The organism is Arenibacter lacus (assembly GCF_008711145.1).
Lineage (GTDB): Bacteria > Bacteroidota > Bacteroidia > Flavobacteriales > Flavobacteriaceae > Arenibacter > Arenibacter amylolyticus.
In genome coordinates, this window is record NZ_VVIN01000098.1 from 1 (window position 1) to 6,346 (window position 6,346).

Sequence of the window (6,346 nt, forward strand, 5' to 3'; positions counted from 1 at the left end):
CCAAGAGACATCAAAATTAACAGGTCCTAAAATGGAGTGGTAGGAGAAGGTGGTCCCAGCAGACATTAATAAACTGGGCTGGGTGGCGTCTGGCCAATTTCCTTTGGGAATAAATGCATCCTCAAGATAATCGCGAAACCTTCCAAACCCCACGGAAGCGACATTGAAATGGGGGGTCAGGTAAATCTTGTTCATGGCTTGGAACTGCATCCCTAGATTGAGTTTTACAAATTGCGTAGCACTTAACTCCCCCTGGTGCAAACCGGGGAATACAAAGTTTTCGTTCCCTGGGTTTTTGCTGTTACCACCCAGAAAATATTTGGAATTAAGTCCCAACGCTGAAAAAGAATAGTCGTTCTCCCTAAGATCATCCTCAAAAATAAAATGGCCCGAGGTTCCTATAATGGCCGATGTCCTACTGCTTAATGGGAATCTTTTTTCATAATCCAACCCAATTCTAGAGAAATCATTGGTAGCACCATCCACATCGGGAATACTGGCGTCCGAATAGTCAATACTAAGCTTATTCCCTAACGATCTTCCTAAATGCCCTTTAAATAGCGCCCCCTCCGTTGCAAAATAGACCCGGTTCATGCTGTTATAACGGTAGTGGAGGTAAGCCTCGGAATCGCTATTCTTATATTTATGTATCTGAAACACATTGTCCTTTACCTCTGGATCTATGATAGGTTTTAAACTGGTACTGTGAAATTTAATTCCTAATCCAATATAGCTTTTCAAGGAAATGAGATTTCGGTTTAATTGGTTGTCAAAAACAAAGTTCCGATAGCGAAGATTGTCCACATACTCCCCGCTCACAAATACCTTTTGTTTCAGTTGCTGCCCAAAACCTTCCGTGCGCCACCACCAATCGCGTCCGCCTCCAAAATTCTTCTGGTGCTGAACCCTAAATTTGGGCTGGTCGGCAATATCCATGGTCAGTAACGACCGGGAGGCGTTGCCAATAATATTTCTCCCGGTATAGTTTACCATAAGGCCTACGCCATTGTCTCCGTCATAGTGCAAAGACCCCTTTACCTGATGCTGGGATCGTTCCGTAGCATTTAAATGCAATTGCAAGGTATCTCCACTTAGAACGGGGTGGTAGGTAATCTGGCTGAAAATAGTAGTACCCATCGCCCTATTGACCCCGTCCAATATATCCAAAACGCTATAGGGGGTGTGAGCTTTTATATTGGTTCTGGCCCTAACCAAGGCCATATTGTGCTTGCTAATACCATTATATATTATAGTATCTAAGGTTGTCTCATCTGGCATCTCAGGCAACTTACGGGGCCGTTGTGTAAAATTCATCAGTCTGGAGGAAAGGGCACTTAGGGAATCTAGATTTTGCTGTACCGCGATTTTTCCTTCCTCGTACATGATGTTGGTTTTAGAGAAATCGGCCGTGGAATACGATAAATTAGGAACATGGTCTATCAAAATGTCACATAGCGCCCTATTTTGTGGGTTTTTCAGGTTGCTATTCATCATCCCTGCCTGAAACATAAGCGCAGTGAAGCTATTGAGATTTTCTTTACTGGCCATTCCTCCTCCTACGTCACTTCCAATAATGATATCGGCTCCCATACTTTTTGCAATATCCACGGGGAAATTGTTTAACAACCCTCCATCTACCAATAGGGTTCCATTGTATTTTACAGGGGAAAACAGTCCGGGAATAGACATACTGGCCCGCATGGCCAACCCTAGAGAACCCCGGTCCAAGACAACTTCTTTCCCATGTACGATATCCGTCGCTACGGCACGGAAAGGAATGGCTAATTCGTCAAAGTTGTCGGTATTGTAGGTGGGATAGGTATGGGATGCGATAAAGGCCCGTAGGTTCTGATCGTTCAGTAGAAAGTTTCCCAACTTTAGACTGCCATCTGCCCAATTCAACTCTACCAGATAACGGTTAAACTCAAACTTTTCTTCCACACTAACATCCCGCAAGGATATGCCCCCACCAATAAGAATGTCCCAGGGTGCCTGTTTGGCAATGGTCGCAATACTATCGCCAGAATAGCCCATTGCGTATAGGGCGCCCACAATACTGCCCATACTGTTCCCCACCACTAGATCTGGCACAATACCAAGGGAATCCAACACCTGTAAAGTGGGGATGTGAGCTACGCCTTTTGCGCCCCCACCACTTAGAACTAGGGCAATTTTAGGTTTTTTATCTTGAGAAATGCCCGTTCGGGGGGTAAGCCATAGTAAGAAGAGGAAAAGGCAAAGCACGAACCTTTTTAGTGAAGCTACCATATTGCTAAAAAATTGTGCGGACATGTGATGATTAATTTGATACGGCCTCTTTTTATTCATTAGTTGTCGGTTTCGTGCAGTACGGAATGAAAAGTTTTTTGGGGATCCATGCAAATGCTGCCATGTGCTTCGTCAAAAATAACGGATAAAATTTTTTAATCAAGCATTCTGTCTGAAATAACCCACAAAACTGCGCTTCCATGACCAATTTATTTTGTCGGAAGTTTTGGGGGTAAAAAGGGAGTCTCAATTCAGGGTACAAATAATTGGGCTTAGACCCTAATGGCTGGGAAACAGCGAAGGAATCAACCTCCTGAAAATGGCAGTCATTGCAGATTGGTTTTTAGCCCCCTAAAAGCTGGTGAGTTTTAGAGAAACCTTCCCAATTCCTTGGGGAGCCCTTTGTAAATCGCTAATTTGGGGGCTTTTAAATTTTAATCGAAGCACAAAAAAGAAAACTTTAATGTTAAAATCAAGGATTTTACCCACCTTATTACTTTTCCTATTTACTACTATCGTTATGGCACAAGACCAACTCACTTCGGTCGGGAAAATGACGGTAGCTATCACCCTAAAAAATCCATCCAAGGAGATAAACAACGGAATAGCGGAGGTGTCAGTGACGGGCGGTAAAGCTCCTTATAAATTTAAATGGAGCGATCCCCAAACTGCATTGTTCCAAAAGCAGGCGACTGGACTCATAGAAGGGCTAGAGCATGTAGTTATTATCACGGATGCAGATGGGAATACGGTGACCAAGAACTTTACAATTCCGGCCCAATCCATAACTGAAATCTTTAACAGTAATGTGCAACCAGCGGTAGACTATTTAGGGGCCATTTTATTTTGGGATCCCTTTGCGGCTATTGGCGTGTACGATCCGGTGGTTTATAGCGACCAAACCACTATTACCGTTCCTGTGATGGAAGCCACGGAGAAAAATTATACCATGGCAAAATGGTTGGTGCCAGAAGGGGAAGAAGTAATCAAAGGGCAGGAGGTTGCCGTTGTTGTGGATAGTAAGGACCAAGAAACACTTATCTATGCCACGGCAGACGGTAGTTTATCACATATCTTAAAAGTAGGGGACGCCATTACTGGGATAGGAGGTGACCCTTCCAAATTAGCCATCGATTTGGCCGTAATTCAGTTCGATGCGCCTAGACCCTTATTATTTCCCAATGGGGATGTAAGAACCAGTACCATCCCATTTATTGTTATCTGGTTAATTCTAGGAAGTATATTTTTCACCTTGCGACTAAAGTTTGTAAACTTAAGAGGGTTTTTACACTCCATCGATTTGGCAAGAGGAAAGTACGACGACCCCAATGCGCCTGGTACCATTACACATTTTCAAGCGATGGCAACCGCTACCTCGGCCACTGTGGGCCTTGGTAATATTGCTGGGGTAGCCGTAGCCATTTCCTTGGGAGGGGCCGGTGCCACCTTCTGGATGTTTATGGCTGGTTTTTTTGCGATGTCCCTAAAATTTGCCGAATGTACCCTAGGGGTAAAATACCGCTTTATTGATAAGGAAGGCCGAATCTTTGGAGGACCAATGAATTACCTACGCTATGGTTTGGAGAAACGCAATATGAAAACACTAGGGAAATTCCTTGCAGCGCTGTTTGCTATTTTGGGTATTGGTGCTTCCTTTGGAGGAGGGAATATGCTGCAATCCAATCAGGCATTTAAAATAGTATCCCAACAACTTCCCTTCCTACAGGAACACGGTTTCTGGTTTGGTGTAGGGTTTGCCATCCTTGTGGGCATGGTGATCATTGGCGGGATAAAAAGTATTGCCAAGGTTACGGCAAAAGTGGTACCCTTTATGGCCATCCTTTATGTATTGGGTTGTTTGGTAGTGATAGGAACCAACATTGGTAATATAGGATGGGCCTTTGGTTCCATCATAGATGGGGCCTTCTCCGCACAAGCAATGAAAGGTGGATTTGTCGGGGTATTGATTATAGGGCTGCAACGAGCAGCTTTTTCCAGTGAAGCAGGAGTGGGTTCTGCAGCCATTGCCCACAGTGCCTCCAAAACCAATCATCCTATTGCCGATGGATTCACTTCTTTGGTAGAACCGTTTATAGATACCATGTTGGTGTGTACCATGACTGCGCTGGTACTGATTTTTACTGGGAAGCACGAAGTATATGGCCTGGGTGGGGTAGAACTTACCTCCGATGCCTTTGGGAGCGTAATTTCCTGGTTCCCCATGGTACTGGCAGTGGCGGTGCTGATGTTCGCATTTTCTACCATGGTATCCTGGTCTTATTACGGAATGCGTTCCTGGACCTACTTGTTTGGAAGGAGCAAGAAACTAGAGATGGTCTATAAGGTAATGTACTTGGTGTTTGTGGTACTAGGGGCTTCTGTTAGTCTAGGAGCGGTATTGAGCTTTGCAGATATGATGATTTTAGCTATGTCCTTCCCTAATATTATCGGACTATATATACTTGCTCCCGAGATAAATTCGGATATGAAAAATTACTGGGAGAAACTGAAAAAAGGAAAACTCTATATCAATCCTAAATTTAGGGAAGCTTCAGAAGTAACTAGTGCTGCGTCCGGAAAGTAAACTTGATTTAACTGCTTCCCTTCATAGGATATTTTTGGAGGGGTAGTAGGGAATGATCTGGATTGGGAAATGCTAGGAGTGTTTTTCTGTTCCAGATCATTCTTTTTTGTAACGGCAGCTGGGAGATGCCCACTTGCTTCGTTCTCTTAAAATGAAAAGTTTTGTTAAGGTTTGTAATCGTTCTTTTTACAGTAGGTTGTATATTAGCCAAATTACCTGAAAAAAGGGCATGGAAACAGGGTTAGCGCTTCGTTAATTCCAGTATTTGAAAGGAACTAGTGCGGTTCCTTCTGTGGCCTTTTTATTAAGATATTGCAAACATGAAGCGACTTTTTTCCAACCTACTTTTCAAAGTCTTTTTGGGCATTGTTTTAGGTATTGTTTTCGGATTGGTATTACCCCAATCCATCAGTAGGGTTTTTGCCACTTTTAATGCCTTTTTCGGTCAATTCTTAAATTTTTCCATTCCCCTGATTATTATGGGGCTCATTATGCCGGCCATCTCCGATTTGGGAAGGGGAGCGGGAAAATTGCTATTGCTTACCGCCGTTATTGCTTATGGGTCTACCTTGTTTTCGGGTTTTATGACTTATTTTACAGCTTCAGGAATATTCCCAACGCTTTTGGAATCGCACGCTGCTAACGCTGCTGGGATTAGTGAAACGGGAAAGGAACTCTTGCCTTATTTTAGTATCACCATTCCCCCTGCATTGGATGTAATGACCGCTTTAGTATTCGCATTTGTGATTGGTTTGGGACTGTCCTATCAAGAGAAATCTACCCTAGGTGGCGTTGTAAAGGATTTTCAGGTCATTATTATGCAATTGATAGAAAAAGTAATCATTCCGCTGCTTCCCCTGTATATCTTGGGAATCTTTGCCAGTATGGCCTTTAATGGGAAGGTGTATTCCGTACTCTCGGTATTTGTTACCATCATTGGAGTAATCTTTGCGCTGCATATTCTTTTATTGATAATTCAATACGTAATTGCCGGATTGCTTACGAAGCAGAATCCGGTACGCTTATTAATCACCATGTTACCTGCTTATTTTACAGCTTTGGGAACGCAATCTTCTGCGGCGACCATTCCCGTTACTTTGGAACAAGCTTTAAAAAATGGAGTATCAAAAAAAATAGCCGGATTCGTAATCCCCTTATGTGCTACCATTCATCTATCGGGTAGTATTATGAAAATCGTCGCCTGTGCCATGGCCCTTATGATCTTACAGGGTGTGCCCTTTAGCTTTACCCTTTTCGCAGGCTTTATTTTTATGCTGGGAATTGCTATGGTAGCTGCCCCAGGAGTACCCGGAGGGGCTATTATGGCCGCGATCGGCATCTTACAATCCATGTTGGGTTTTGATTCGGAGATGCAGGGCCTTATGATTGCACTCTATATTGCCATGGATAGTTTTGGGACAGCGTGTAATGTTACCGGTGATGGGGCCATCGCCTTGGTGGTCAATAGACTTACGAAACAGGTTGCTTCATAAA

Annotated in this window: 3 protein-coding genes; 2 read left to right on the forward strand and 1 reads right to left on the reverse strand. The window is 43.5% G+C overall.

Going from position 1 to position 6,346, the window contains the following annotated elements; translation table 11 throughout:
* A partial coding sequence (locus F1E73_RS16015) for a patatin-like phospholipase family protein (protein ID WP_223883480.1) occupies positions 1–2,292 on the reverse strand: 2,292 nt, incomplete at its 3' end.
* A 439-nt stretch (positions 2,293–2,731) separates the two neighbouring features.
* Here F1E73_RS16015 and F1E73_RS16020 point away from each other — a divergent pair.
* A complete protein-coding gene (locus tag F1E73_RS16020) occupies positions 2,732–4,852 on the forward strand; it encodes an amino acid carrier protein (RefSeq protein WP_150452514.1) in 2,121 nt (706 codons plus the stop codon).
* A 320-nt stretch (positions 4,853–5,172) separates the two neighbouring features.
* The gene (locus F1E73_RS16025) at positions 5,173–6,345 is read left to right on the forward strand and encodes a dicarboxylate/amino acid:cation symporter (protein WP_150452515.1); all 1,173 of its coding nucleotides are present in this window, start codon (positions 5,173–5,175) and stop codon (positions 6,343–6,345) included.
* Position 6,346: the final 1 nt, after the last annotated feature.